Annotated in this window: 20 protein-coding genes; 15 read left to right on the plus strand and 5 right to left on the minus strand. The window is 48.3% G+C overall.

Translation table 11 applies throughout. From position 1 onward, the window contains the following. Positions 1 to 13: 13 nt before the first annotated feature. Positions 14 to 2,731 (minus strand): condensation domain-containing protein, encoded by a 2,718-nt coding sequence (locus ACM1PF_RS10975; RefSeq protein WP_416674499.1) that lies wholly within the window; start codon positions 2,729 to 2,731, stop codon positions 14 to 16. Between the two features lie 1,312 nt (positions 2,732 to 4,043). Between ACM1PF_RS10975 and ACM1PF_RS10980 the strand changes: the two genes are divergently transcribed. From ACM1PF_RS10980 to ACM1PF_RS11000, 5 genes are all read left to right on the plus strand, one after another. After that, positions 4,044 to 5,045, plus strand: coding sequence for a helix-turn-helix transcriptional regulator (locus tag ACM1PF_RS10980; protein WP_416674500.1), 1,002 nt, complete (start codon positions 4,044 to 4,046; stop codon positions 5,043 to 5,045). Between the two features lie 20 nt (positions 5,046 to 5,065). Continuing rightward, positions 5,066 to 7,702, plus strand: a complete 2,637-nt coding sequence (locus ACM1PF_RS10985; protein ID WP_416674501.1) for a TonB-dependent siderophore receptor — start codon at positions 5,066 to 5,068, stop codon at positions 7,700 to 7,702. 68 nt (positions 7,703 to 7,770) lie between these two features. Next, positions 7,771 to 8,160 (plus strand): hypothetical protein, encoded by a 390-nt coding sequence (locus tag ACM1PF_RS10990; RefSeq protein WP_416674502.1) that lies wholly within the window; start codon positions 7,771 to 7,773, stop codon positions 8,158 to 8,160. Further along, complete coding sequence (locus ACM1PF_RS10995; protein WP_416674503.1) at positions 8,114 to 8,785, plus strand: iron-siderophore ABC transporter substrate-binding protein; 672 nt, start codon at positions 8,114 to 8,116, stop codon at positions 8,783 to 8,785. The genes ACM1PF_RS10990 and ACM1PF_RS10995 overlap by 47 nt, the downstream gene beginning before the upstream one ends. Next, entirely contained in the window at positions 8,782 to 9,168 is a 387-nt protein-coding gene (locus tag ACM1PF_RS11000) for a DUF1636 family protein (protein WP_416674504.1), read from the plus strand. The genes ACM1PF_RS10995 and ACM1PF_RS11000 overlap by 4 nt, the downstream gene beginning before the upstream one ends. A gap of 93 nt (positions 9,169 to 9,261) precedes the next feature. On the opposite strand, the gene ACM1PF_RS11005 is transcribed toward ACM1PF_RS11000, so the two are convergent. After that, entirely contained in the window at positions 9,262 to 9,864 is a 603-nt protein-coding gene (locus ACM1PF_RS11005) for a Uma2 family endonuclease (RefSeq protein WP_416676622.1), read from the minus strand. 543 nt (positions 9,865 to 10,407) lie between these two features. On the opposite strand from ACM1PF_RS11005, the gene ACM1PF_RS11010 reads away from it, so the two are divergent. The 10 genes from ACM1PF_RS11010 to ACM1PF_RS11055 all read left to right on the plus strand — a co-directional run bounded on the left by ACM1PF_RS11010 (position 10,408) and on the right by ACM1PF_RS11055 (position 22,229). Beyond that, a complete protein-coding gene (locus ACM1PF_RS11010; protein WP_416674505.1) occupies positions 10,408 to 11,079 on the plus strand; it encodes a hypothetical protein in 672 nt (223 codons plus the stop codon). A 63-nt stretch (positions 11,080 to 11,142) separates the two neighbouring features. After that, positions 11,143 to 13,116 (plus strand): ATP-binding protein, encoded by a 1,974-nt coding sequence (locus tag ACM1PF_RS11015; RefSeq protein ID WP_416674506.1) that lies wholly within the window; start codon positions 11,143 to 11,145, stop codon positions 13,114 to 13,116. Next, positions 13,109 to 14,626: a DUF1802 family protein gene (locus ACM1PF_RS11020; protein WP_416674508.1), complete on the plus strand. Its 1,518-nt coding sequence runs from the start codon at positions 13,109 to 13,111 to the stop codon at positions 14,624 to 14,626. Before ACM1PF_RS11015 ends, ACM1PF_RS11020 begins: the two co-directional genes overlap by 8 nt. 101 nt (positions 14,627 to 14,727) lie before the next feature. Continuing rightward, positions 14,728 to 15,537 (plus strand): Uma2 family endonuclease, encoded by an 810-nt coding sequence (locus tag ACM1PF_RS11025; RefSeq protein ID WP_416674509.1) that lies wholly within the window; start codon positions 14,728 to 14,730, stop codon positions 15,535 to 15,537. A 128-nt stretch (positions 15,538 to 15,665) separates the two neighbouring features. Next, entirely contained in the window at positions 15,666 to 16,232 is a 567-nt protein-coding gene (locus ACM1PF_RS11030) for a Uma2 family endonuclease (protein WP_416674510.1), read from the plus strand. Between the two features lie 203 nt (positions 16,233 to 16,435). After that, positions 16,436 to 16,711 (plus strand): hypothetical protein, encoded by a 276-nt coding sequence (locus tag ACM1PF_RS11035; protein WP_416674511.1) that lies wholly within the window; start codon positions 16,436 to 16,438, stop codon positions 16,709 to 16,711. A gap of 17 nt (positions 16,712 to 16,728) precedes the next feature. Continuing rightward, positions 16,729 to 17,472 carry an AraC family transcriptional regulator gene (locus ACM1PF_RS11040; RefSeq protein WP_416674512.1) on the plus strand — a complete coding sequence of 248 codons (744 nt, stop codon included), beginning with the start codon at positions 16,729 to 16,731 and terminating at the stop codon, positions 17,470 to 17,472. 106 nt (positions 17,473 to 17,578) lie between these two features. Next, positions 17,579 to 20,125 (plus strand): TonB-dependent siderophore receptor, encoded by a 2,547-nt coding sequence (locus tag ACM1PF_RS11045; protein ID WP_416674513.1) that lies wholly within the window; start codon positions 17,579 to 17,581, stop codon positions 20,123 to 20,125. Positions 20,126 to 20,129: 4 nt separating this feature from the next. Then, on the plus strand, positions 20,130 to 21,161 hold the full coding sequence (locus ACM1PF_RS11050) for an ABC transporter substrate-binding protein (RefSeq protein WP_416674515.1): 1,032 nt from the start codon (positions 20,130 to 20,132) through the stop codon (positions 21,159 to 21,161). A 69-nt stretch (positions 21,162 to 21,230) separates the two neighbouring features. Continuing rightward, positions 21,231 to 22,229 (plus strand): sucrase ferredoxin, encoded by a 999-nt coding sequence (locus tag ACM1PF_RS11055; protein WP_416674516.1) that lies wholly within the window; start codon positions 21,231 to 21,233, stop codon positions 22,227 to 22,229. Positions 22,230 to 22,282: 53 nt separating this feature from the next. Here the strand turns inward: ACM1PF_RS11055 and ACM1PF_RS11060 are convergent, their stop codons facing one another. The 3 genes from ACM1PF_RS11060 to ACM1PF_RS11070 all read right to left on the minus strand — a co-directional run bounded on the left by ACM1PF_RS11060 (position 22,283) and on the right by ACM1PF_RS11070 (position 24,887). After that, positions 22,283 to 22,717 carry a hypothetical protein gene (locus tag ACM1PF_RS11060; protein ID WP_416674517.1) on the minus strand — a complete coding sequence of 145 codons (435 nt, stop codon included), beginning with the start codon at positions 22,715 to 22,717 and terminating at the stop codon, positions 22,283 to 22,285. Positions 22,718 to 22,836: 119 nt separating this feature from the next. After that, complete coding sequence (locus ACM1PF_RS11065; protein ID WP_416674518.1) at positions 22,837 to 24,189, minus strand: cytochrome P450; 1,353 nt, start codon at positions 24,187 to 24,189, stop codon at positions 22,837 to 22,839. Next, complete coding sequence (locus ACM1PF_RS11070) at positions 24,186 to 24,887, minus strand: HAD family hydrolase (protein WP_416674519.1); 702 nt, start codon at positions 24,885 to 24,887, stop codon at positions 24,186 to 24,188. Before ACM1PF_RS11070 ends, ACM1PF_RS11065 begins: the two co-directional genes overlap by 4 nt. Between the last annotated feature and the right edge of the window lie 136 nt (positions 24,888 to 25,023).

A 25,023-nucleotide genomic window follows, 5' to 3' on the forward strand; every position in this document is an offset into this window, starting at 1 on the left:
ATTCACCGTATCCTCAGGCAACGAATTGATCCGATTGGCTCTTTTGACTCAGTGCTAAATCAAGATAGAACTGCATCTGTTCTGCCATCACCGCTACATAAGGTTCTTGCAGCATACTGGAGTGCCCACCGGGAACATCAAATACCCGGACAGGACAAGTCGATCGCGGTTCCCATCCTAGTAAGGGATCACTGTAAATATTGATATAGGGTTCATCATCAACCCCAGCGGTTGCTGCATCCAAAACTTTTTGAGTGGCGCGGAACAGAAGCAATTCCCCGTCATAGCAACTTTCAGGGGAATAGTCCTGCTCTGCAAACATGAAGACTTCACGAACGGGAATTTGCTGAAGCAAGCGAGGTAATGGCAACCCTTGATCTAGATAGTAGCGAAATAGTTGCAACCGCATTTGTTTGTGAAGGATTTGCACCTTGCTGGTTACTTCGTAGGCAATTAAATTCGTTACCTTTTGTCGAACTTTATTCACAACAAATAAAGCTCGTTGATGCGCACTCATTTGCTCCCCTGCCATGAAGGATTTGGAGAAACTGCTCAACCGCTCTCCGGCCACCCGTCCTGTCCGCTTTGCCGCTTTGACATCAGCCGCATCAATGATGGCTACCATTGCCACTGTCTGTCCCTGCTGCTGAAGTTGTCTGGCAACTTCAAAGGCTAGAATCCCTCCAGCACACAGCCCTCCCAACAAGTAGGGCCCTTGGGGTTGAACTGCCTGAATTTGTTCAATATAGGCATCTGCCATATCACGAATTCGGCTATGGAGAATGGGCTGCTCTGGGGTGCTGCAAGGCTGAATGCCGTAAACCGTTCGCCCTGGCAGGTGATGCGCTAAGTTGCGATAGAGCAGGATTTCACCATCTCCATCATGCAGAAGAAACAGGGGCGGCTCTGCTGTTCCAGCCTGAAGTAGAACCACTGACCCGGATGCCTGGGACTGAGTGCCCTCCAGGACTGCTGCAAGTTGTTCGATGGTCGGAGCTGAAACTAGAGTACTGAGGGGCAAAGTCTTACCCAATACCGCCTCAATCTGCTGGAAGAGGCGTACTGCCAGCAGGGAATATCCCCCCAATTCAAAGAAATTAGCCTTAATGCTGATGGATTGGAGTTCCAGTAAGTCCTGCCAAATTTGCGTCAGTTGCTGTTCGATGGGAGTACGAGGAGCAAGATCGGCGATGGGATCAGCGAAATTTGCTCCAGAAAGGGCGATCGCCGGGTTGAAACCCGCAAACTGAGGCAACTCTGATAGCCGTACATCGGGATTATTCACTAGCTGATTCAAAATAAACTGGAACCGCTCAATGAACTGGGCAATGGTTTGGGAGTTGAATAGAGCGGTCTTGTATTGCAGTGCTCCCTCCAACTGCCCCGACTGCTCCTGCATCGACAAACTGATCTCAAAGTCTGCGATCGCCCGCATGACAAACTCAGAGCGCACCTGCAACTCACCCAACTCCAGCGATGGGTTCGGGGTGTTTTGCAACACAAACATCGCTCGGGTCAACGGTACTCTGGCCAGGTTGGCTAACTCCGCTACCCGCTGCAACGGCAGATCCTGGTACTCATAGGCTTGCAAACTCACCTGGCTCACCTGCTGCAACACCTCGCGAACGCTCATCTGACTCGACAAGAGCGTCCGCAGTACCAGCAGATTGTTGAAGTACCCGATCATCCCCTTCGTCTCAGCCCGATGTCGTCCAGCAACAGGGGTACAAACCAGCAAGTCTCTCTGCTGACTGTAGCAATGGAGCAGCAGGTTAAACGCCGAAAACAGCGTCACAAACAATGACACGCCCGCCTGATAGCTCAAAGCCTTCAACCCCTGGCTCACTTCAGGCGAAAGGACAAAGGACTGACACGCCCCCTCATAGCTCGTCATTCCACTCCGAGGGTGGTCAATGGGCAACTCCACTGCTGCCACTGCCCCGCTCAACTGCTGCTGCCAGTAGTCCAACCGCAGGGACAAGTTTTCATCCTTGAGCCACTCGCGTTCGGTGTGGGCAAAGTCAGCATACTGCACAGGCAGTTCCAGTAAAGGGGAGGCTGCTCCTGCTGCCAGTGCTCCATAGAGCAGACCCAACTCGCGCAGGAAGACGGTGTGAGACCAGCCATCAAAGATGATGTGGTGGATGGTGCGAATCAGGACATGTTCCGTGGGACTCAGTTGCAGCAGTTGAAACCGCCAGAGGGGGCAGTGGGAGAGGTCGAAGGGTTGGTCGGCTTGAGCCAGGGACAGTTGCTGGAGCGCCAGACGTTGCTGCTCAGGAGGAAGAGGTTGGAGGTCGATGATGGGCAGGTTCAGGGCAACTGTAGGTTCAATCGACTGTACGACTTGACCATCGAGTCCGTCTGGGGTTGCAAAGCGAGTGCGAAGAATTTCGTGTCTCTGGATGATGGTCTGCAAGCTCTCCTGGAGTGCGGCATGATTGAGGGTTCCAGAGAGATGGAAGGTGTGGAGGAGGTTTTGGACAGAGCGAGCGGGATGCAGTTGCTCCAGGTTCCAGAGGCGTTGTTGGTTGTGGGAGAGTGGGAGGGGTTGGTCTCGCGGAACCGCCTGGATGGGTGGGCTATGTCGTCGGAGTTTGCTATTGGTACGTGCCGTGCGCCAGAATCCAAGTTCTGTTGGAGATTTCGTTGCTTCTAGTTGAGGTTTTGCTATTTTGGATTGTCCTGGTTCTGCAGACAATCCCTGTTCTTTGATTGAAGAGAATTGCATTTTTAGGCTTTAAGACAAATTGAATAGAAATGAACAGAACGGCACCCTGGTTTGGCTTCAGATTGTAGAGCTGAAGTAAAAAGTTGCTCATTGTTTCACATCAAGCTTTGTCTTCAAGCTCATAGGAGCATTGAAGTACAGGATTACTAAAAGCGAACAACCTGGCTTAGGATCTAGGATAAAGGACGTGAATTAAACTCAAATCAAGCGATTCGGAACTATCCGGAAGGGTAATCCTCCGGTTTTTAGAATGCTGTTGACTGCTTCTACAGTTCGATCGAACGACAGTTGATTCGGTGCAGATTCGTGGAACCTATCAACTCAGTGGACTCAGACATTGAGATTTGACTCAAACTCAAGTTTAGCTGGCTGGCATCTGATCTTAAGATCTGATTTGATGCAATTTTTATGTAATGAAATTAAAGTAAATACGGCCGTTCCTATCGGCACTCTAGAGCTAAAAATTTGTGAATCGTTGAATGAAACTGTACCAGTCTGCTAACGATCGCAATCGATAAATCACCGCTAGATAACAGACTTAATCTATTGTTTGTTTGAATAATAAAAAAAACACTAATCTCATTTTCATCCGGTTTGTAACTGTTAGTGAGATCACTGGCAGTATTTGTCCAAATGGTTTTTATACTGGTTAGCTGATTCAGAAACAGCCGCAACCTCCAGAAGATAAGAACGTTAAGCTCCGGTATTGTTTATCTTTTTGAGTTTTCCCCTTTCGCGTTTTTTATGTTTAGTAGATTACCTCCACATGGATACAAGCTCCATCTGAAGAAAGTATATCTCGTGACAAATTAACTGCAATAGAGAACGAAGATACTTTATGAAACCTTAAAAAAACACAAGGTGACATCCGATGGTTCCGCTCCTACCTTCATAATCGATGTATTGTAAATTTAAACAAATTGGCTAATTTCGCAAAAGTTCGGTTTAAGCGTCAGAAACCCCTTCTAGAAGCCAAAATATGTTCCCATTCAGCAGAATTTACGCTAAATTGCTGAATCTTCCCTCTACCCGAGGTGAAAAATATGTAAAGCCGGGATGAGTTGACTTATAGGCTATTCACCTGGCAGTACGCTATCCATTTTCTGCAAAAATGGGTTCCTGCAAAAATGGGTTCCTGCAAAAATGGGTTCCTGCAAAAATGGGTGGTTTAGCTATAGGGAAAGCGGGAGCAACAAACAGGGCATGGGGCAGGGTGAACGGGGCAGTGGTAATAAGGACATAATTATGCAACAATTTTGAGAATATTTCTCAGCTAGTAGTTGCTTTTTGTTGTGTACTCCTCCAAATTCCTATGCCTACCACCCTATCGCATCGCGCCTACTGGAATCTATTTGAGGAAACCGCAGAGGTTGAACCGCCTGTCTGCACGGATAAGTGTGATGTAACTTGGCAATATCCGTCCCAGTTAGGGCGTGGACTTGTACGACAAATTGAGCTGCGTGAAGGGGTGGATCTGATGATATCTCGGTATCGGCTCCATGATGATATGACTATCAAACTGCCAGAACGCGAACACCCGATTGAGTATAGCTTTCTCCTTTCAGGAGAGGTAAGGGATGCAGTTTATTCAGTTCATGCAGGGCAATATTCTCTTTGGGGGAGCGGCATGGCTCCAGTAGAGCGTACCCAATATCGTGCCACCAAGCAAATTGAGGTAACTGTTCACATTAAACCAGAACGATTTCTGGCTTCCTGGCAGGACAGCTTTGATGAAATTTCACCAGCTCTGCATGATTTAGTTAAACCTACCTCGGAGGTTTACCGTATTTGGACGGGGAGCATGACGGGGGCTATGCAAACTGCTGTGCAGCAAATCCTGAATTGTCCATTTCAAGGTTTAACCAAACGAATGTATTTGGAAAGTAAAGTTTGGGAACTGATGGCGTTGTTAATTGAGCAAGAAGTTGAACGGCAAGCCAGCCGAAACATGAATCATTCGCGTACTCATTTGCTGAAACCCGATGATGTCGATCGCATTCACCATGCCAGGGAAATTTTGTTGCAGCGGTTAGACAATCCACCCTCTTTAATGGACTTGGCCCATCAGGTTGGGCTGAATGACTGCACCCTGAAGCGGGGCTTTCGGCAAGTATTTGGTCAAACGGCCTTTGGGCTGTTGCACGACTACCGCTTAGAGCAAGCTCGTCAACTCCTGGAGGAACGGCGATTGAATGTGACCGAAGTGGCCAGGACGATCGGTTTTTCTAACCGCAGTTACTTTGCGGCGGCCTTTCGCAAAAAGTTTGGTGTTACCCCCAGAGAGTATTTAACAAAACTCAAAAATTCCGCCTAGCGTTCAAACCATTCCGTCCAGTGGTCAAGCCGATCGCCCATGCGCCACCATTTCTCGGTATTTTATTGGGAATAATTCTTACTCATGTTGTATCAATTGTGGTGTGTGGTGTGAATCAAATGCAGCGATCGATTTTGTGGGCGTTCGTTCTATGTCTGGCAACGACTCCAGCCTGGGCAGAGGGACAGGCATCCGGGAGAGAGACTGAACCAGAAGCGGGAGTGACCCCTTCTGAAGTGCCTCATCTCAGGGATGTTGAGCCAACGGCAACCACCCTTGAGGAATGGCGGGCTGACATTGCTCAGGCGTTGGTGCAGGTGACAGGGGTACGGGTGAATGCTACGGAAACCGGGCTGAATCTCACCCTGGAAAGTACGGGGCAATTGGCAGAACCATCTACCTCTGTTGTCGGGAATGCCGTCATCGCTGATCTTCCGAATGCAGTGCTGTCTTTGCCGGAGGGAGATGAGTTTCAACAAGCAAATCCTGTTGAGGGGATTGCCTTGGTTTCCGTCACTGCCCTGCCCGGTAATCGCGTCCGAATTGCCATTACTGGAGTCGATGCCCTGCCGATCGCCCAACTCAATCTCACGGCCCAGGGATTGATACTGGCAGTTACGCCCGGAACGGAGGCAGTCGCTACCGAGGATGAGGCGATTCAAGTCATTGTCACAGGGGAACAGGATGAAGGCTATGCCCCCACGGATGCGACTTCCGCAACGCGCACCGATACGCCCTTAAGAGATACCCCGCGAACGATTCAGGTGATTCCCGAACAAGTTTTACAAGATCAAGCAATTACCCGCGTGACGGATGCCATCCAAAACACAAGCGGCGTAGTACAGGATGGTGGCTTTGGTGGAACCGCCGATCAGCTGAACATTCGCGGATTTTTCATTGATGATGTCTTCGTGGATGGATTTCGATCGACCTTCGGATCAGGCTTTTCAGAAACCGCCAATATTGAGCGCATTGAAGTGCTGCGCGGCCCTGCTGCGGTGCTGTTTGGTAATACTGAACCAAGCGGTGTGATTAACCTGGTGACAAAGCAGCCCTTAGATGAGCCATTTTACGAGATTGAGTTACGAGCCGGAAACTATCGCTTTGTTCGCCCCACGATCGATTTAACGGGGCCGCTCAACGACGATCGCACCATCCTATATCGGCTCAATGTTGCCTATGAATACTCCGATGGCTTCCGGGATTTTGATCAAGATGTCAGCCGAATTTTTCTGGCTCCTTCTCTGGCATTTCGGATTGGCGATGCTACAACGCTGAATCTTGACTTTACCTATCTACAGGATGAACGCCCCTTCGATCGCGGCTTTTTGGCGATCGGACGAGATATTATCGATATTCCCATTACCCGTTTTCTGGGTGAGCCAAATGATGTTCGAGAAATCCAATCGGTGACGGCTGGATATCGTTTAGAACATGAATTGAGCGACAGTTGGCGAATTCGCAATCAGTTTCGGTTGTCATCTAGTGAAGCCCTTGATTTTCGGGCGGAACCGCTGGCTTTAGATGAAGAAACTGGGATCTTATCTCGCAATTTTCGCTCAAATGATGATATCTACGAAACCTATTCTCTACAGACTGATTTGCTCGGTAACTTCTTAACGGGTTCCGTTGAACACAATCTTTTGCTGGGGTTTGATCTCCGACGAGAAACCTCTGTCGGCACCCAAAGGCGGCTACCCGCAGGCTTAACCCCGGATATCGATATCTTCAATCCTGTTTATGATGTAATCGATCGCCCCAGGCTGACTGACCTCACCAATGAAGTTCGCAATAACAATAACCGCACCGATGCATTGGGCGTTTTGGTACAAGACCAAATTCAGCTTCTTGATAACCTGATTCTGGTTCTGAGTGGACGCTTTGATGCGGTTTCACAAAACAACCGCGATATCCTTTCAGGAACCACCTCGGAACAGGATTTGACTGCCTTTACTCCGACCGTTGGCATTGTCTATCAACCGATCGAACCGATTTCGCTGTATGCCAACTATGCCCGATCGTTCCAGCCGAACTTTGGCACAGACGTAAGCGGTGATTTTCTTGATCCAGAGCGAGGCACTCAGTACGAGGTGGGGCTACGGGCTGAGTTAAATAATCGTTTGGCGGCATCGCTGGCTTTCTATGACATCACCAAGTCCAATGTGGCTACCACTGATCCCAACAATCCAGACTTCAGTATTGGCATTGGAGAACAGCGCAGCCGAGGGATTGATCTGAACGTAGCAGGAGAAATCCTTCCAGGTTGGAACCTGATTGCATCCTACGGCTTCATTGACGCAGAAGTGACTGAAAGTAATGATCTACCGGACGGCAGCCGAGTTCAAAACGTGCCGCGCAACACCGCCAGCCTCTGGTCAACCTATGAAATTCAAGACGGTAACTTACAAGGACTCGGTTTTGGATTAGGGCTTTTCTACATTGACGAACGGGCGGGAGATTTTGCAGATACTTTTGATTTACCCAGCTATCTCCGTACTGATGCTGCTGTGTTTTACCGCCGAAACAACTGGCGGGCTGCCATCAATATTCAAAACCTGTTTGATGTGCAGTACTTCCGATCGAACAACTTTGGCAGAGTGGCGATCGAACCCGGCGCGCCCTTTACGATCATCGGTTCTCTAGCCGTTGAATTTTAGAGCAGTTACCCCTTTGTAGGGTGGGCACTGCCCACCTTCTTAAGTAAAACTGGACGAATGATTACAGAATGACTCAGCAACTCTCCTGCATCAATTTACGAATCAAGAATTGGCGATCGATCTTTCTGGGATTGCTCACCTTTCTCTTTGTAATCATCATTAGCAATGCCTGTACGCCAAACATCAACAGTCGTGCGAATCTTGATGCAGAGTGCCATATTGTTCAGCACGCTAGAGGGGAAACCTGTGTGCCCAACAATCCTCAACGAATCGTGGTGCTGGGAGGATTGGATGATGCCCTCAGTTTAGGAGTTAGACCGATCGGTAGTGATAATTTGGGTATCCAGGAGATTCATCTCAGAGACAAACTGGAAGGGATTGAAGATGTTGGTGGGAACAATGCACCAAGCATTGAAAAGATTTTGGTCACTCAAACCGGATCTGATCTTGGGCGGTGATTATGTCAGTGCTGATTACAATATCCTATCGGGCATCGCTCCAACGGTTTTGATTCCCTTTGAACATAGCGGACAGTGGAAAGAAGTTTTCATGCACTATGCCGCAGTACTGGGTAAAACCGCAGAAGCAGAACAGGTGATGAATGACTACTACGCCCGGTTGGAGGAATTTCAGCAACGCATGGGGAATCGTGCTGCTGAAACGGAAGTGTCGATCGTGCGGGTGTATCCAACCCATGTGAATCTTTATCTCAAAGATTCCTTTTGCGGCACAGTTGTAGCTGATGCAGGCTTGTCTCGTCCTCCTGCTCAGAATTTCACAGCAGCAGCAGCGAACACCTTATTTGGGAATTCGATTCAGTACACCGTCAGCCGAGAGAAGATCCAGGATGCAGATGGAGATGTGATTTTCCTGTGGGCGTATGATAGCCAGGATGAAACCGCCGAACAAGCTCAAGCGGAAAAAGCAAGACTAAAAGCTGATCCACTCTGGTCTACTCTAAAAGCTGTGCAGCAAAACCGAGTTTACGAAGTTCCAGGATACTGGATTGGCAGTGGACCGATCGCAGCCAACGCAGTTCTCGATGACTTGTTTAAATACCTGGTAGAAACTCCTGAATTATGACAAAACACACGCTGTTTATTTGCACCTCTTGCAGTGCGTCGATCGCCCACGATGATGTCACGGATGACACGGTGACGGAAGGCGTTCTGTTATTCAACCAATTACAAGTATCTCAACAGAATGAATTTGAGAATAACCAGTTAACAATTCAAAAGGTGGGCTGCCTCTGGACATGCGATCGTCCCTGTTCCGTCACTTTTGCCTGTCCCGGAAAATACACCTATCATTTTGTTGATCTCAGCCATTCTCAAAGCGTTTCTGAATTGCAACAGTTCAGTGAGCTTTATATCAACAGTGCTGATGGTTATGTGAAGCCGCCGAAGATGCCGGGGGAACTGCGATCGCACCTATTAGTCAGAGTTCCACCGTTGCCTGAATCTTGAAGAAAAGAAGCGATCGCTGGTTTGATCAGGCCAGCGTTTGGGGTAAATTCTAAAACATTTGCCACGCAGCGATGGCAATAATTTTGCTATGTTCTACGACAAAATTCCGTCCAGTTGCAGTACAAACCCAGGCAACACCGTCTCGCCAGATAGTTCCGTTGGTGAGTTCAACACTTCAACCGATTGACCCGTTCGATAAATTTCAACCTGCTGATTATAGGGATCAAGCAGCCAGCCCAACTGCATTCCATTCTCCAAATATTCCTGCATTTTGGCTCGTACCGTGTTTAGGTCGTCGCTGGCAGAACGCAACTCAACCGCAAAGTCGGGGCAGAGCGGCAAAAATCGCTCGGGATTGGGGCGGAGTGCTTCTAAACGCTCTCGTTTGACCCAGGCAGCATCGGGCGTTCGCACCGCGCCTCCGCAGGAGGATCGCGTTGCACCATTAGGCAAGATAAATCCGGTAGAAGAGTCAAAAACTAAACCTCTTCCATCCTTGTCTGCCCAGTTACCTAAACGCTGGTTCAATTTAGAGTTACGGTTTCCAGTCTCCCATCCGGTTGGCGGCATGATGATCAGTTTTCCTTCAGCGGTGCGCTCCAGTCGCAAATCTCGGTTGACCTGACAGAGCCGATAAAATTGCTCATCGCTCAGGTGAATATCTGCCGTCTCCATCTCCAACATGAGGGGAATCATCAGCCTGACCTGTTGTTTAATGTGACTCAATTGTAACTTGCAACCCATCCTACAGCTGTACAAATGCGGCATGGTCAAAAGTCTGCAACCCTTCTTGCACCACCGCCAGCACCGTTGCCATATCACCTGCCAGCATCGCTGTTCAAATTCTGGACGAGTCAGGCGTTCACACCGTGTCTCCGAAGGAGAATCGCCACTTTCCAGAACAGATGAAGCATTTTATCTCGTCATGGAGGAATTTGCAGGGTTTTGCCAGAACCATTACGGATCGCTGAAAGTCAGAGTATCCTCTCAAGCCAAATTTGAGATCTGGGCATACAGTGCAAGCCAATCTAATCCTGAAAGAGGCGAGGGCTAACCAATCGCCGCTACGTATATTTACATATCTTTATAAAGTTCTCATGTAGGCTCTGTAAGAACTCTGTTTCAAAGATTACTTTTGGAGTGATCACACAGAAATGTTTGGGTACTCTGAATCTATAAGAGCGACTTCATTGCACTCCTTTTCCTCCAGCCAGTCCAGGATAATCAGGATAATTCAGTATGCCAGCCACGAAAACACAAGTCAATTTGACCGCATTACAAAATACAACTCGTATCCTTCTCACGCTATGGGAATTAGGAGGAGTAGGAGCAGAAGTTAAACGAGGCGAGTTAACAAGGCGAGTTGTTCAGAAGGGCAAGAAAAGTGCGGATTACAAGGTTTTTCTAGATCAATTAGAGAAAGATAACGCGATCGCTGTCACCAAATCTACAGTTTCTCTTTCTCCAGCAGGAGTAGACCTGCTGAACCAAAGTCTGAAGAATGTTGATTTTACCTTTTCGTCTCAGGTTGGGGCAAAAACAGCGAATGCATTGCTGAAATGGATACGTGAAATGGGTACAACCAGTATCAACAGCAAGGCTGATACAAATGGGAAAGCACTGGGAGATACGATCGCATCTTACGAAGCCTTTAAATCGGTTGCGCTAGGAGTATACGATCGGCTCAATCGAGACTATAACTTCGATAACCTGGTTCCAATTTATCGGATTCGTAGAGAAATTGGCGATCGGGTTTCTCGTTCCCAGTTCAATGATTGGATGCTGGAACTGCAAGCAAACGATATTTTGCAACTGATTGGTGGGGAGATGCCCAGTCTCACCCCTGATAAAGCTGAAGATTCCATTGAAACCAAACTGGGTGGGGTACGCTACTACGCAAAGCAGTTGTAAAACCCTACACACCTTCTGCCCTAAACATTTATCAACCTAGTCGCTCCTTCACACAATTTCACCATGACTTCTGCCCCTGTATCACCCTCTCCCCTTGAGGAAATTCATGCTGCTCTAAAAGAGCATAATCCTTTTGCTCAAGCTCCTATCCTTAAAGCTAGCCACGTGTGGGGAAAGGGATTTCCTGATGTTGAATCCCTCAATGCCCATGCTTCTGATGCTGTTTTTCAGGCATTAGGAAAGATTCGTTCGGGTCGTTATTCAACAACTTCTATCTTGATCACCGCTCAAGACGGAACCGGAAAGACCCATATCATTAGCCGTATTCGCCATCGCCTTCAGGCTCAAGGGGGTGCTTTATTTGTTTATGCCAATCAATTTGATGATCTCAATCGAGCCAAACAAGGCTTTCAATCCCTTTTAGCTGATGGCTTAAGCAATATTGGCAGACAGGGAATGACGCAGTGGCAGGAACTTGCAACGATGATGGCGAACGACGCGATTAAAGCTGCGAATCTGCAAGCTCAATTCCTTCCGGCTGAAAGACTCATCAAGAAGTTTGAGGATGCTGATGAAGATCAAGCTAAAAAATGGATCAATCAATTAACTAAAGCATTCCGCAAAGCTAGAAGCGTCAAGAATCCGGATGTTGTCCGAGCCATCTTTTGGACTTTATGCGATGATCAAGCCTCCTACGCATCAAACTGGTTAGGCGGCAAAGAACTGGCTCAATACAAAGCCAATGAATTGAGTTTGCCAACTCAATCTCAATCCTTTGACACCGTTTTACAAGTCTTGGCTTTGATCAGCGAATACAACGAGTTGGTGATTTGCTTTGATGAGCTGGATGTTCCTGAATGTAATGATGGAGGTCTACACAAAGCTCAAGTGATAGCGGGCTTAGTCAAGGAGTTGTTTGAGAACCTGCATCGCGGCGTAATTCTCAGCGTTATGATGCCAGGGATCTGGAACGAGAAGGTTAAGCAGATGCCTGCTGGTGTATGGAGTAGAATGACAGCAATTGGTGAACCATACGACCTGCAATATATGAATGGCGACAATGTCATCGAATTAGTTGCTCGCTTTCTTCAAGAATTTTACGCAGAAAAGCACCTGATTCCCCCGCATGCACTTTATCCATTTGATGAGCACCAATTGAAAGAACTGGGTCGAGAACGGCTAACAGCAAGACGGGTTCTTGTCTGGTGCAGGGAAAATTGCAAGCCGCCTGAAGTAGACATTGGAAATCGCCATCTACCTCATCAAGGAATCACTGAGAGTGAGGAAACCCCCAGTGAAGCTGAATCCAATTTTGATGAAGTTGAACTGGCTTTTAACAATGAAATAGATGGAGAGCTAGGAACACGTCTGGATAACAATTCCGTAATTGCTAATGCGCTTTTCTTTGGCTTCCAGACACTTGTTGATCAAACAGTAGAGCGGGTCAGTGTTGAGAGTGTTAGCACTGGAGTCAAAAAACGAGGAGGCAAAGATAAATATCTCAATTTCAAGATTCTTGGCAAAGAGGATGAAAAAGATGTTTGTATTGGTGTTGCGGTCTTGCAGCATGATGGTGGCAGAGCTTTAGGTGCAGGGCTAAGGCAATTACTTGACGAAGAGAACAATTTTGGTTTAACTAGAGGCTGTTTAGTTCGATCGAAAAATAAATCCATCAGCTCTTTTATCAAGAAAACATACATTGAGCCTCTGTGTAGTAAAGGCGGAGAGTTTGTGGATCTGAAAGAGGAAGAGATCAAACCTCTAATTGCTATTAACGCTGTCTACGAGAAGCGAGAAGTGGACTACAACTTGACAGAGAAACAGATCTTTGATTTCATTGCTCAAAAGGGGGCTGAAAAACTTTTAGGCAGTCATAATCCTCTTTTGCAGGAAATTCTGAGTGATCCTTCCTATCAAGTTCCCTCAATTGAAAGTGAACCAGAAGCTTTAGTTGAAAGCGATGACTCAGAAACGGACTCTGACGAACTACAGACGGCAGACATGGAAAATCTATCAGAACTAACCGTCAATGGATGAGTTGATCTCGATCGATCGGGCATTATGTCTACCTGCCCCTGATATTGCTGCGCTAGTTGAAGGGCAGAATATTGTCGCTATTTCAAAAGTGGCCGTACAGCGAGGATGGACATTTGCTCTATATCCTTGTGAGCTATTAATTAGCTCTTTGCCTATTGAACAGCAATATCATTCCTACTCTCACAAATCTGCCCAGGCAGCTTTAGCTGCTTTAAATGCTTCAACCGTTCAAATCGAAGTGTGGGCAAGATGTGAGTTAAGTACAATGATTCACGATGTAAAGCAATTAGAAGTGTTGGCTTTTTCTACTGTTTGGACGAAAGCAGTTCTGCAAGAAACCCTAGAACAGAGACAACACATCTTTTTGTCTTACTTACAAGTCTATAGGTTAGCTGATCCCATCTCAGTTTCCGCCAGCTCTATCACCTCTGAAAAACATGGGAAGTTTGTCAGCTTGTCGAGTCTTGCTTTAGAGAATAGCCCCCCAACTTCTATCAAAGTTACTGAGACTTTTCCTATTCTAGATGAAACTGTTTTCGCACAGCGTCAGCAACAACTGGAGAAAGGAGAAAAGCCGCTTTCTTTTGAATTAAGAAAATTAGAAGGAACGGTTGCCCCATTGGCTGCTGACAACCCTTCTGCTCAAGAAATCAGACAAGAAGTTAGAGCTTTGCTGGGTTGGCGAGTGAGTAGTGAAAGCAACCATCAATCTGATCTCGATTTAACTTGGATCAAGCAAATTTCTGAAGTTGGTAACTCAAGTGATGGCAACGAATTCGAGAAACTAGTTCGTAGAAGTTTAATCAAATTAGGTTTTAGCAATTCTCACCAAAACCCAAAAGCAAGTCTTGACCCAGAAGCGACAGGTGGTGCTGGTGGAATAGATGTTTGTTGTAGAGAACCTTATCCATTAGTCGGGGAATGTAAAGCTAGCAAAAATCAACATGTACCAACTGATGTTTGCTCTCAACTGACCTACTTGGGGCAAACCCATTTTCCTGAAGAGTATGACAATTCAGTTAAGGTGATATTTGCTGCTGGAATACTAACCAACCCAGCTAATAAAGTCGCAATTGGAAACAAAATGAATGTAATTCGTCCTGAAACACTGCAAAGACTTCTTGAACTTAAGGCAAAATACGAAGGATCGATCGATTTATTAGCTCTAGAACCCTGTTTACGGGAAGCTCCCTTTGGAGAAGATGCAGATACTAAGCTCAATCACTATATCGATGAGATTTTGCAAGATCTAAAGGTTCGATCGCAACTTGTTCAGATCGTCAAAAAGCTAACTCACGCAAACAGCGAACAATCAGAAGTCGCAGAAATCTATGGTGCCTACAGAAGCGCATTTCAAATAAACGATCCAAGCATACAGCTTGATAGACAAGCAGTTTATGAGTTATTGATCGAACTTTCCTCACCCCTGGCAGGTTATTTAGGACGGATGCGAGCAGGTGGTTTGAACCGCGATCGCTTCTATTACTTGCGTGATTTATCCGTGGAGTAGTGTGTTAGTGGCGATCGTATACCCACTTCGCGCAGATTCCAGAGTATTAGAGGATAATAGTTTAAAGGAATAGTAGTCCTGTCCAGATTTCACAGTAGGTCATGACTCAAGAACTTCTCAACACAGACGAATCCTTCGATGAGATTGTCACTGAGCTTGACATCAGCCACCTGACCATTGAAGACGATACACCTGTGGACAACTTTCAATCGGAAGTGCAGCAACGGTTACTGGTAGAGCCGCTCCATAGCTCCAAAGTACTGCCATTGCCCTTTCTGGCGGCTGCCAATGTGGGGCTGTTTTATAAGCTAAAAGGTGATCCGATCGTACCTGATGTGCTTCTGAGCCTGGGAGTACAGCGAGCTGAAGATTTATCCCAGCGGCGCAATCGTTCCTATTTTGTCTGGGAATTTGGCAAAGTTCCTGATATTTGCCTCGAAATTGTCTCCAATCAAGAAGGGGATGAGTTATCCCTCAGCCAAAAATCGCAGCAAAAGGGCAAACCGTCTTGCAAAAAAGAGATTTACGCCCAGATTGGGGTGCCGTACTACGTCGTGTTTGACCCCCTGCGGCAGATCCAGGATGAAACGGAGATGAACGGGGCATTATTGCGCGTCTGGACGCTCACCGCTGGACAATATGATGAATTGACTCCACCAGAGGGAATTGATGTCGTCGAGCAGTCCGTGTGGCTGGAAACGGTGGGATTAGGATTGACGCTGTGGCAAGGTGCATTTGAGGACGACGTACCTCGGCTATGGTTGCGTTGGTGCGACGAGTCAGGACAGGTGATTCCGACGGGGGCAGAACAAGCAGAATCCGAACGTCAACGGGCAGAATCCGAACGTCAACGGGCCGATCGCCTGGCGGAGAAACTGCGAGAGTTGGGCATCAACCCGGATCAGGTTTGAGCGAAATGGCGTAGGGCAGGATGAAGTTGGAGATCAACCTTCTAGGGTGTCTTGCCCCATCGTTCCACAGCGGTAACGGAGTAAGCATCTGTTTAAAATAAGGCTATTGCTTGAGAAGGAGTACCTTTATGAGCCAGTCCGCCACCGATCGAGTCCGCTGGACGAGCGCAGACCTGGATCTGCTGCCTGATAACGGCACTCGCTACGAAATTATTGACGGTGAACTATTTATGACCAGAGCACCCCGTTGGAGCCATCAGAAGATTGCCGACAATATCTGCGCTGAGTTAAACCGTTGGTCTGATGAAACAGGACTGGGAGAAGCAACAACAACGCCCGGAATTATCTTTTCAGATGCGGATAACGTAATTCCCGATGTGGTGTGGGTCAGCAAGGAACGGTTGGCAATGCTGCTGGATGAAGCCGAACATCTGACAGGGGCACCCGAATTGATTGTGGAAGTCCTGTCTCCTGGTGAGGAGAATGAGCGGCGCGATCGAGAGGTCAAACTCAAGCTCTACGCGACTCAGGGAGTGCGGGAGTACTGGATCGTCGATCGCCAGTTGCAGCAAGTTCAGGTGTATCGACGGCAACAAGCCACCCTCCAACTTGCAGCGACTCTGTTTGCCAGTGATGAAATCAGTTCACCCCTTTTACCTGGTTTTGGCTGTCCACTCGATCGCTTCTTTCGCTAAAACTCCAGATAGGGCTCAGAAAAACTCCGGCAAGGGATCAGGGCAATCGCTCAAACTGCCCTTGAAAACCTTACCAGGAGCCATGCGTTAGCGCAGCTTACCGAAGATATCGTCCCTGCTTGACTCAAGGTTCAAATTAATTGAGAATTGATAGCAATAATTTGTAGACCTCCCCAGATGGGTTGGAGTGAGATGCGATCGCCATGCCGTTAGTGCTTTCAGAACAGGATTATAACGACCGTTTGCAGTCGGATCCCTCTAGAAGGGAAACCGTTTGTCATCCGGAAGCATTTGAAACAAAATCGACCTGGTGCAATGTCCTGGATCAGGGATGGTTTCAAGAAATGAACCTGCGGGATTTATGGTTGACGATCGAATCCAATCAAGCGCAGGAAGATGTAATTTATAGAGCAGATTCTGCAAGTTGGGGGCTGCATCAAGTTTCTTCCTTTCAGGAACGATCAAAAGTCAGCATATAGGACTGACGGATGAAAACTTGGAAGTACCCGGTGGGCACTATCTGGAATGCATTCAGGATGGCGTTGAGATTGATCAATGGTTTGCTGAAGAACAGGTGGTTAGAATTCGCTTTGGGCTGAAGCTAGATGTAATTCGACAATTTGCAGCATCTTTGGGTCTACCTCAAGAACTGCAAGCTATCACCAATGGCAAGTCTCCGTCTTCGTTCTATCGGCAAGGAAAAATTACCCCAGATATGCAGGTGATTCTTCATCAAGTGTTGCAATGTCCTTACCAGGGTGCAATTAAGCAAATGTATCTGGAGGGGAAAGTGTTGGAACTGGCTGCACTCCAGTTTGCTCAGTTTGCAGAAGCCGATGTTCTTTCTCGGTCTGAACCGTTACTAAAGCAAGATGACATCGATCGCCTGCACCACGCCAGAGCAATCTTGGTGGCTCAACTGAATCATCCCCCATCAATTTTGAGCCTGGCCCGTCAGGTGGGACTCAATGACTTTAAACTCAAACAAGGGTTTCGTCAGGTTTTCGGCACTACGGTATTTGGCTATTTGCGGGATTATCGCCTGGAGCAAGCTCGGCTGCTGTTGCTTGAAGGACAAATGAGTGTGCAGCAAGTGGCGCGGGCGATCGGCTACATGCATTCTGGGTATTTTGCTAAGGCATTTAAGCAGAAGTTTGGAGTCAGTCCCAAAACCTATCAAGGTCGGGCAACCCTGCATCGGATGATACCTTTGGTTCCTGAAAAATCCAGCGAGTGCTAAAAATAATCCGCCCCGTAGCTAAAAATCCCTTTGCGAGGGGACATCTCTCACCGTATGCTTCTTGCATATCTTTTGCATTTAGATAGTTTGCTTGGTGTGTGGAGTCATGGTAAAACAACTGCGCCGATGGGGATGGGTAGGGGGGATTGTTTCTTTAGTCATTGTTCAGTCTGCATGGGCGCAAGAAGTGGGGAATGAAGCCGATGAAATCGTATCAGCCATTTCTACCCTGGATGAGCTAGAGCAGCCTGCAACGACGGTAGAAGCATGGATGTCGCAAATTCAGGATTCATCGATCGCACAAACAGCGGTGCAAATTACGGGAGTGCGGGTTGAGTCTGTCGCAACTGGAATCGAGATCAGGCTGGAAACAACCGGAGATCTGGGTATTCCAGCCACTTCGATCGTGGGAAATGCATTCATTGCTGAGATTTCTAATGCGGTTCTGGCTCTACCAGAGGGAGAGGAGTTTCAGCAGGCAAATCCGATCGCAGGCATTGCCTTAGTTGCTGTCACAAACCTGCCCAATAATCGAGTCAGAGTGGCGATCACGGGAGTGGATGCGCCGCCAGAGTCTGTATTGAATTCATCCCGCCCAGGGCTGGTGTTCAGCATCACACCGGGAACGGAGGCCGTGGCAACAGACGAAGATGCCATTCAGGTCATCGTGACAGGGGAACAGGAGGATGGATATGCCCCCAGTAATGCAACCACCGCCACCCGAACTGATACGCCCTTGCGAGAGATTCCCCAATCCATCCAGGTGATTCCCCAACAGGTGCTAGAGGATCAGCGAGTGATTCGCTTGCAGGATGCCACCCGGAACGTGAGTGGTGTGCAGTCTGGAGACTCCTTTGGCGGATCACGGGATGAATTTATTATTCGGGGATTTCGTCAGTTCAACACCTTCCGCGATGGCTTCCGCGATAGCCGCAACCTGTTTCGAGACACGGCAAATATCGAACGAATTGAAGTCTTAAAAGGGCCCGCATCGGTACTATTTGGAACGCTGGAACCCGGTGGGGTGATCAACATCATCACAGAACAGCCGTTGGCGGAACCCTTCTATTCCTTTGAGTTGCAAGCGGGCAGTTTTGGTTTCATCCGTCCCGAAATTGATCTATCCGGCCCGGTGTCTCCCGAACTAGATGTGTTCTATCGCTTAAATCTCGCCTATGAACATTCAGACGGTTTCCGTGACTTTGATCAAGACATCGATCGCATTTTTGTGGCTCCTGTCCTGGCGATCGAGTTGAGCGATCGCACAAGGCTGAACCTGGAGTTTGATTACCTACGCGATGAACGTCCCTTCGATCGCGGTGTTGTTGCGATTGGAGATGGCGTGGCAGATATTCCCGTTGAGCGCATTTTGGGTGAACCAGATGACTTCCGGCGTACAGAAGCCTGGAGTGCGGGCTATCGCTTTGAGCATGACTTTAATGAGGATTGGACGGTTCGCAATGCCTTTCGCTTTCAACGGGCAGATACCTTCGACAATCGCATTGATCCCGATACACTGAATGAAGAAACTGGAGAACTGACGCGCTTCTATTCTTCTAATGATGACCTGCGGGAAGTGTATGAATTGCAAACGAATATTGTCGGTAATTTTAATACGGGATCGGTTGAGCATACGCTGCTATTTGGAGTAGATTGGAGTCGTCAAATTGATGATGGATTTAACCAGTCTCCGAAAGATTTTGTGGCTGCTCCGATTAACATTTTTGATCCGGTCTATGGACGGGTGGAAGACCGCGATATTACCGAAGTGCGATTCCGCGATTCCCAACGGCGAACTGAGTCTTGGGGACTCTATATCCAAGATCAAATTGATATTTTGGATAATCTACATTTCCTGATTGGCGGACGTTTCGACTTTGTAGATCAATTGAACATTAATCGGCTGAGCGGTGGCGATCGTTCTAGTCAATCCGACGAAGCCTTTAGCCCGCGTGTGGGACTGGTCTACCGACCGATCGAGCCTCTATCCCTCTATGCCAGCTACAGCCGCTCCTTTTCTCCCAACTCCGGAGAGCAAGTGGATGGAACGTTGCTGGAACCGGAACGGGGCACCCAGTATGAAGTGGGGATTCGGGGTGAAGTGTTGGATGGGCGATTAACTGCCAATTTAGCCGCGTTTCACCTGACGAAAAGCAATGTAGCAACAACTGATCCAGAGAATCCAGATTTTTCGATCGCAGTGGGTGAACAGCGCAGCCAGGGTATTGAGTTGGATGTGATTGGCAGAATTCTACCAGGGTGGAATCTGATTGCCTCCTATGCCTATATTGATGCCGAAGTCACCGAAGATAACTTCATTGAAGAAGGGGTGAGTTTACCCAATGTGCCCTATCACAGTGCCAGCCTTTGGACAACCTATGAAATTCAGCAGGGTGATTTGCAAGGATTGGGATTTGGACTGGGTCTGTTTTTTGTGGGCGATCGAGCAGGTGATTTAGATAACAGCTACGAACTTCCCAGCTTTCTCCGAACCGATGCTGCCCTCTATTACAGACGCGATAATTGGAGAGCAGCCGTCAACGTGCAAAACCTGTTCGGTGTGGATTACTACACTGGCGTTGAATTTGGTAGAACCAGTATTGCAGTAGGTGCCCCTCTAACGGTCATTGGTTCTGTCTCGGTTGAATTCTAAAACGATGATGAGATTGAACAATAACGGTGTTTTTTCTGGGTTCAAACTGCGGCAAATACAACGGATTCTGCTGTGGATTTTGCTGATCGTTGTTTCGGCTGCTTTCGCTTCCGCTTGCAATGGCATTTCCAGTCGTAATTCTGCTTCGAGTAGGAATGAAACTGCATCTCAAACCGAGGTTCGAGTCATTTCCCATGCAGTAGGAACTACTGAAATACCTGCCAACCCTCAGCGCATTGTCACCCTCGATAGCACATCTTTAGAGTCTGCGCTGGCGATCGGAGTGACCCCCATTGGAACAATCAACACCGATTGGACGCACTTACAATCCGACTTAACAGGAGTTGAGAATATCGGCATTACGGGTGAACCGAACTTAGAAAAAACCCTGTCCTTGCGCCCAGATTTAATTCTAGGAAACACCTATCACCAGGCGATTTATCCTCAAGCCTCTCAAATTGCACCAACCGTCCTGGCTCCCTTTGAAAGCAGTGCCGACTGGAAAACCGTCTTTGCGCTGGTGAGTGAAGCCCTCGGTCAATCCGATGCCCATGATCAATTCATGGCGGACTACGAAGCACGTTTAGCAGAATTTAAAGCGAAGATGGGCAATCGCCTGCAAACCCTTGAAGTGTCAGTAATTACAGTTCCAGCCGATGGCCGTATTACGGTTTATCTCGATCAGACCTTTGCCGGAACGATCGTCCGTGATGCCGGATTACAGCGTCCCCCCAGCCAACGCCACTCTGGCTTTTCAGAACGGCTATCGCGGGAACGGATGCAGGACATTGATGCGGATGTGATCTTTCTGTGGAATTCTGCTTTGCCTGGAGAAGATGATCAGGAAATCAACGCGGCAGTGACGCAACTGAAGCAAGATCCGCTCTGGCAACAGCTAAATGCCGTCCAAACCAATCGCGTGTACGAGGTGCCCTACTACTGGATTGGGCCTGGACCGATCGCTGCTAACTTAGTCATCGATGATTTGTTTCAATCCTTGCTGAAAGAGGAAGTAATAGATGAGCAAGAACCGTAGTCAGGAGCGATCATCTTCTCTGGCATAGTTTCACACTCAGCGTTGATTTTTCAGGCTTAAGAGGCAACCATGTCAACGATTACAGCTAGCAATTGTCGTTTTTGTTCCGTCGTGTCGAAAACCAACGGGGAAGATCCGATCGGCACAGCGGATACCTACGATCAATGGCTGATTCTAGAAATGCCCTTACCCTGGGACAAGACGATTTGGATGGAACCGAATCCAGTCCCACCGGATGTTCACGCTGCACTTGCACCCGTATGGGAGCTTAATTTTCGGTTTAGACCCCTGGCAATCGCCCCTGATCGAGACTATTCCCAACCGGGACGTACCCGCGTCTTACATTTCCGTCGTCCTCCTACCCCCTTTGCCCAATTAGAGAAACGGGAATACCTCGTGCCCACTGATGCCGTTGCATCCCTGGTGACGGCTCTGTTCCTCCAGCCGCAGCTCCTTCCCACCTTTGCACCCTATCGTCAGGATACCGATCACGTCCGCGATTTACTGATCTGTACCCACGGGAATGTGGATGTTGCCTGTGCTCGCTTTGGTTATCCCATTTATCGGCAACTTCGCCAACATTATGCGTGCAATCGTCTGCGCGTTTGGCGGGTAAGCCACTTTGGGCAGCATCAGTTTGCCCCTACACTGCTAGATATGCCAGAAGGACGCTGTTGGGGTCATTTAGAATCAAACCAACTGGATTTACTGGTACACCGTAAGGGAGAAATTGATCGGATGCGTTCGTTTTATCAAGGCTGGTGTGTGCTGAATCAATTTGAGCAAATTGCGGAACGGGAAATTTGGCTGCAAGAAGGTTGGGACTGGTTGAGTGATTTGAAATGGGGAGAAACATTAGCGATCGATCCATCCAATGCAGATGCACCAAACTGGGCAGACGTTGAGATTCACTTTACCTCGCCCGATGGTGAGCGATCGGGGGTCTACGAAGCCAGAATTGAAGCTTGTGGTCAGGTCACAACCATGTGGAGTTCAGGAGATGAAACCTCACTAGAAGCCGTGAAGCAGTATCAGGTCAGTCACCTGCATAAAGTTCAAATCCTGTAGTAGTAGGGCATTGCCCACCACTCATAGCTTAACAACCTTCGCGCCTAGCCTTGCTAACCCAATTTCGTGAGAAACGCTGCATGATCCGGAGAATTTATTCCTTCCTGTAATCCAGACAATACCCGCGTCATCTGATTACTTAACAGTGCCTCCACCGCTAACCATAGCCCCGGAAACCTCTGACTGCGAATCATCCCATCAGCATCAGGATATAGCGATCGATACTCCCCCTCCACCAACTGAAACCAGTCCAGCCGATTCTCAAACGCCTGCCAGACAATATATAAGCGGCTGTGGGGTTCGGCATGGGGAGTAAAACGCAGAGGAGATGCCACGTAAACGATTCCTTCGATCAGTTCCGCTTTTTTGATACGAAGGGCTGCTGCATAGCGTCGCTCAAACTCAGGGCGAGTGAGGCGATCGCCACTTTCAAGGGGAGGCAGAGGACTCGCAGGACTGGATCGGGAATGGGGGAGTTGTCTGACCATTGTTCTATCTTCAAAGCTGCCAGATATCGTTCACTGTAGCAAATCTCTAACAGGAGCCATCCCATCGCTACTGTCTTGGCTCAACATTGAATGATGATTGGTTCACCGATCTCCCGGCATCACCCATTTCCATTCGGCATCCCGCGCTTCTCAAACCGAACCCGTAACTCATCTTTGGGATGCGGTGTCGGAATCGTCACCATCTCCAGGCTTTGATCCGGTAATAGTTGCCAATCCGCATAACGAACCAGTTGGGCTGCGAAAATCTTCATTTCCAGGCGAGCAAACTCCTTACCTAAACATTCCCGAATGCCACCCCCAAATGGTAGATACCCATACTTTTGTTGATCCACCGTCTGTGATTGAATCCGATCGGGACTGAATCGATCAGGATCAAAGCGATCGGGATCAGGATAGAGCAAGTCATCTTTATGGGTCGTACCAATCTGATACAGCACACTCCATCCCCTGGGAATTTGATAGCCCTGATACTCGCAATCCTGAACGACCGTACGAAATCCACCTCCCACAGGAGGAACCAGCCGCAACACTTCCTTGAGAACCTGATCCAGGTAAGTCATTTCCCGCAAACTTTCCAACGACAGGGGGCGATCGGCAGGAAACTGCTGCTGTTCCTGACGGATTTTGTCCAGAACTTCTGGATATTGGGCGGTCAACAGGCAAAAGGAAGCCACCGCAGAGGTCAGGGTTTCATGTCCCGCAAACAGAAGCAGCAATACCTGATCCTTCAGTTCCTCTGCACTGAAATGATTGCCCGCCTCATCGGTCGCCTGCACCAGTAATCCCAATGTGTCCGTCCCCGGATCCGATCGTTGCTGCCTTTCTCGAATGATTTGCTCAATCGTTTGTAAGAGTCGATCGCGGCACTGTTTTGCCTGCCCAAACCGAGTCCAGGGCAGCGGCAAGGGAATTGAAAATAACCCTTTACACCAAACCTCAAACTGCTGTCCGAGCGGCGTTTGGGAACCGTGATCCAGTCCCACCAACAGCTTACAAGCCACATCCAGCGTATAGTTTCGCAGTTCTGGATACCAGGTGAGCTGCCCCTGAGTTTCCCACCGTTGCAAATAGCGGTGCGTAATCTCCTCCATCGTGGCAATGTAGCCCGCCAAGGCTCTTGGCATGAACGCCTGGGCTAAGAGTTTCCGCCGATTTTGATGAATGTCTCCCACCTGCAATGCCAGCGATCGTTTGCCCAGCAATGCCCGTGTACTGGGTGGCCAACTGACCACAAAGGTTTGATTTTCACCGGTCAAAATAAACCGATTGGCATCCGCACCCTGAATAAAAATGGTTGGCTTCCCCAGCAGGCGCGTCTTGAAAATTGAGCCATGCTTCTGAAACCGCTTAGTGGCAAAGTTGGCATCACCAAAGAAATCTAGCGTTTCACCGATCAACGGCAAGCCAAAATCACCGGGGGGTAAAGGTAAGGTTGAGGGCGTAGAGGTCATGAAGTTTTGACAAGAGCAAACTGTTCCATCACAATTTCTACCGCTTCACTGAGGTTTGCCACAACCCAATCAGGTTGATGCCGCTGAAGTCGATCGCGGTTCCGAATTCCCGACAGCACTGAAATCATGGGAATGTTGTGAGCCTTAGCGGCCAGAATATCCGCCTCAGTATCCCCAATCATGAACGTCTTGGCGGCAGGGGGGAGTTCTGCCATCGCTTGACCCATTAACCAGGTTTTGTCATCCACATCATTGGTTTTGGGGTAATCATTGCTGAGGCAGTAGCGGCGATCGGCTTGAAAAAATCGTCCCAGGCTGTACTGATTAAGGGCCGCATTAAGTTCCCGAGTGCGGCGCATGGTCATCGTGACCAACTCAACCCTCAACTCGGTCAAGCGTTCCAGCGCATCAATTGCCCCTGGCAAAGGGGTATCGTAAGCCAGATAGGGCAAAGTGTGGACGGTGCGTCGGCGCAATCGAGCAAAGTCCAGGGACTGTTCATCGTTTAGACCAGACCGTCTGCCGATCTCCTGTTCCGGAACCTGTGCCCGCTTCATCTGCCAAAATTCTGCCTTCGTCAAACGGTGAATGGCTTGCCCTGGCTCCTGTACTTGATCCAGGCAAAAGTGGTAAACCCGATAGTATCGTTCAGACACATCCATGATCGGGCCATCGAAGTCAGTGATAATTCTCAGCATTGCTATATCAGGAATTATTGAGGATTGTAACGTGAAATCTCAGAGCTTAAACAAAAATTAAGTTCTACCGAGTCGATAATAGCTTGCGATCGGGCTTTGTTGGAGAATCACTGTGCACAGAAATCCAATCTGCCCA

It is taken from the genome of Egbenema bharatensis FJBBOT/2019, assembly GCF_048077055.1.
In the GTDB taxonomy this organism is placed as follows: Bacteria; Cyanobacteriota; Cyanobacteriia; order Elainellales; family Elainellaceae; genus Egbenema; species Egbenema bharatensis.

Bases quoted from the DNA above. Each gene is read 5' to 3' on its own strand.
- ACM1PF_RS10975 (WP_416674499.1), bottom strand. From the start codon at position 2,731: ATGCAATTCTCTTCAATCAAAGAACAGGGATTGTCTGCAGAACCAGGA.
- ACM1PF_RS10980 (WP_416674500.1), top strand. From the start codon at position 4,044: ATGCCTACCACCCTATCGCATCGCGCCTACTGGAATCTATTTGAGGAA.
- ACM1PF_RS10990 (WP_416674502.1), top strand. From the start codon at position 7,771: ATGACTCAGCAACTCTCCTGCATCAATTTACGAATCAAGAATTGGCGA.
- ACM1PF_RS11000 (WP_416674504.1), top strand. From the start codon at position 8,782: ATGACAAAACACACGCTGTTTATTTGCACCTCTTGCAGTGCGTCGATC.
- ACM1PF_RS11005 (WP_416676622.1), bottom strand. From the start codon at position 9,864: ATGATTCCCCTCATGTTGGAGATGGAGACGGCAGATATTCACCTGAGC.
- ACM1PF_RS11010 (WP_416674505.1), top strand. From the start codon at position 10,408: ATGCCAGCCACGAAAACACAAGTCAATTTGACCGCATTACAAAATACA.
- ACM1PF_RS11015 (WP_416674506.1), top strand. From the start codon at position 11,143: ATGACTTCTGCCCCTGTATCACCCTCTCCCCTTGAGGAAATTCATGCT.
- ACM1PF_RS11020 (WP_416674508.1), top strand. From the start codon at position 13,109: ATGGATGAGTTGATCTCGATCGATCGGGCATTATGTCTACCTGCCCCT.
- ACM1PF_RS11025 (WP_416674509.1), top strand. From the start codon at position 14,728: ATGACTCAAGAACTTCTCAACACAGACGAATCCTTCGATGAGATTGTC.
- ACM1PF_RS11030 (WP_416674510.1), top strand. From the start codon at position 15,666: ATGAGCCAGTCCGCCACCGATCGAGTCCGCTGGACGAGCGCAGACCTG.
- ACM1PF_RS11035 (WP_416674511.1), top strand. From the start codon at position 16,436: ATGCCGTTAGTGCTTTCAGAACAGGATTATAACGACCGTTTGCAGTCG.
- ACM1PF_RS11045 (WP_416674513.1), top strand. From the start codon at position 17,579: ATGGTAAAACAACTGCGCCGATGGGGATGGGTAGGGGGGATTGTTTCT.
- ACM1PF_RS11050 (WP_416674515.1), top strand. From the start codon at position 20,130: ATGATGAGATTGAACAATAACGGTGTTTTTTCTGGGTTCAAACTGCGG.
- ACM1PF_RS11055 (WP_416674516.1), top strand. From the start codon at position 21,231: ATGTCAACGATTACAGCTAGCAATTGTCGTTTTTGTTCCGTCGTGTCG.
- ACM1PF_RS11060 (WP_416674517.1), bottom strand. From the start codon at position 22,717: ATGGTCAGACAACTCCCCCATTCCCGATCCAGTCCTGCGAGTCCTCTG.
- ACM1PF_RS11065 (WP_416674518.1), bottom strand. From the start codon at position 24,189: ATGACCTCTACGCCCTCAACCTTACCTTTACCCCCCGGTGATTTTGGC.
- ACM1PF_RS11070 (WP_416674519.1), bottom strand. From the start codon at position 24,887: ATGCTGAGAATTATCACTGACTTCGATGGCCCGATCATGGATGTGTCT.